This is a genomic window from Amycolatopsis sp. NPDC051106, assembly GCF_040682775.1.
Classification (GTDB): domain Bacteria; phylum Actinomycetota; class Actinomycetes; order Mycobacteriales; family Pseudonocardiaceae; genus Amycolatopsis.
This window is the reverse complement of sequence record NZ_JBFBBQ010000204.1, coordinates 1-1,630: the sequence shown is the minus strand read 5'-3', so window position 1 is coordinate 1,630 and position 1,630 is coordinate 1. Positions and strand designations below refer to the sequence as shown.

2 protein-coding genes are annotated in these 1,630 nt (G+C 73.7%); one reads left to right on the top strand and one right to left on the bottom strand.

Translation table 11 applies throughout. The features are described from left to right. Positions 1–67: 67 nt before the first annotated feature. On the bottom strand, positions 68–979 hold the full coding sequence (locus tag AB0M83_RS48550) for an NADP-dependent oxidoreductase (RefSeq protein ID WP_364529643.1): 912 nt from the start codon (positions 977–979) through the stop codon (positions 68–70). A 78-nt stretch (positions 980–1,057) separates the two neighbouring features. On the opposite strand from AB0M83_RS48550, the gene AB0M83_RS48545 reads away from it, so the two are divergent. Next, the coding region (locus AB0M83_RS48545; protein ID WP_364529640.1) for a helix-turn-helix domain-containing protein at positions 1,058–1,630 on the top strand (573 nt) is incomplete at its 3' end.

Genomic DNA, 1,630 nt, shown 5'->3' with positions numbered 1-1,630 from the left:
AGTGAATGACTCATTCCTGGCGTCCGGCGCCAGGAATGAGTCATTCACTGCGTTCGAACCCGAGCCGTCACAGCGTCAGCACGATCTTGCCGTGGACGTGGCGACCCGCCTGCAGCTCCACCGCCTCGCGGACCTTCTCGATCGGGAAGGTCGCGGCGATCGGCACGACGACGTCCCCGGCGAGGATCGCGTCGGTGATCTCCTTCATCGCGTCCGGGCTCGCGTCGACGCCGCCGGTCGCGCGCACTCCGCCGGGTGGGTTCGGGCCCGCCGCGATCGTCGAGATCCGCTCGGGCGGGATGCCGAGCTCGAGCGCCGCCGACGCCGTTTCGGTGCCGAACAAGTCGGTTGCCGCCGTCGGGGCCGAGGAGCGCACCCGGTCCGCCAGGCCGGGGCCGTACGCGATCGGTGACGCACCGAGCTGACGCAGGAAGTCGAACGTCCCCTCCCCCGCGGTGCCGATCACCCGGGCACCCGCGAGCCTCGCCAGCTGGACGGCGAACACGCCCACCCCGCCGGCGGCGCCGCCGATCAGGACCGTGTCGCCCGGCCGCACGTCGATCGCCGCCAGGGCGGCGGCCGCCGTCATGCCCGCCACCGGGAGCGTGGCCGCCACCTCGTCGGAGATGCCGTCGGGCGTCGGCCAGAGGGTCTCGGCGGGGGTGGCCACCACCGTGAAGTCCGCCGCGGCGCGCGCCATCACGCCACCGAAGACGCGTTGGCCCACAGTGAAACCGGTGGCGCCGGGGCCGACCTCGTCGACGACTCCGGCCAGGTCGTAGCCGAACCCGGCCGGCACCGTCACGCCGAACCGCGCCGCCAGCTCGGGATTCGCCGCCAGGCCGCCGTCCATCGGGTTCAGCCCCGCGGCCGCCACCCGGATGCGGATCTCGCCCGGCCCGGCGTGCGGCTCCGGGACCTCCCGCAGCTCCAGGACCTCGGGACCGCCGAACTTCTCGTAGATGACAGCGCGGCTCATGAGCCACCTCCAGAGTGATGAGACTTGGTCTCATCACCGTACACGAGCTGATGGGACCAAGTCCCGTACACTCGGTCCATGGCCCGCTGGCAACCCCACGCCTCCGACCGGCTCGTCGTCGCCGCGCTCGAGCTCTTCGAGGAGCGGGGCTACGAAAACACCACCGTGATCGGGATCGCCGAACGCGCCGGCCTAACGAAGAGCACCTTCTTCCGGCACTTCCCGGACAAGCGCGAGGTGCTCTTCGGCGGCGACACGATGGCCGGGCTGCTCGCCGCCGGGATCGCCGACGCGCCGGCCGACGCCGCCCCGCTCGAAGCCGTGGCCCACGCCCTCGACGCGGTCGGCCGCGCGGCCTTCACCGCCGAGCGCCGCGAGTTCAGCGCCCGGCGGCGGGCGGTCATCGCCGCCAACCCCGAACTGCGGGAACGCGAGGCGCTGAAGGGACTCGGGCTCACCGCGGCGATGGCCGAAGCCCTCGAACGCCGCGGGGTGCCCGATCCCGTGTCCCGCGTGGCCGCGCAGCTCGGCGCGCTCGTGCTGACGATCGCCTACGAACGCTGGAGCGAACCGGGCGGGGGGGGCGCGGGTGGCCGCGCCCCCCCGGCGGGCCCGCGGGGCATGGGGGCTGGTCACCCACCCACCGTTCGA

Coding starts and splice junctions, on each gene's coding strand:
- AB0M83_RS48550 (WP_364529643.1), bottom strand. CDS start 979: ATGAGCCGCGCTGTCATCTACGAGAAGTTCGGCGGTCCCGAGGTCCTG.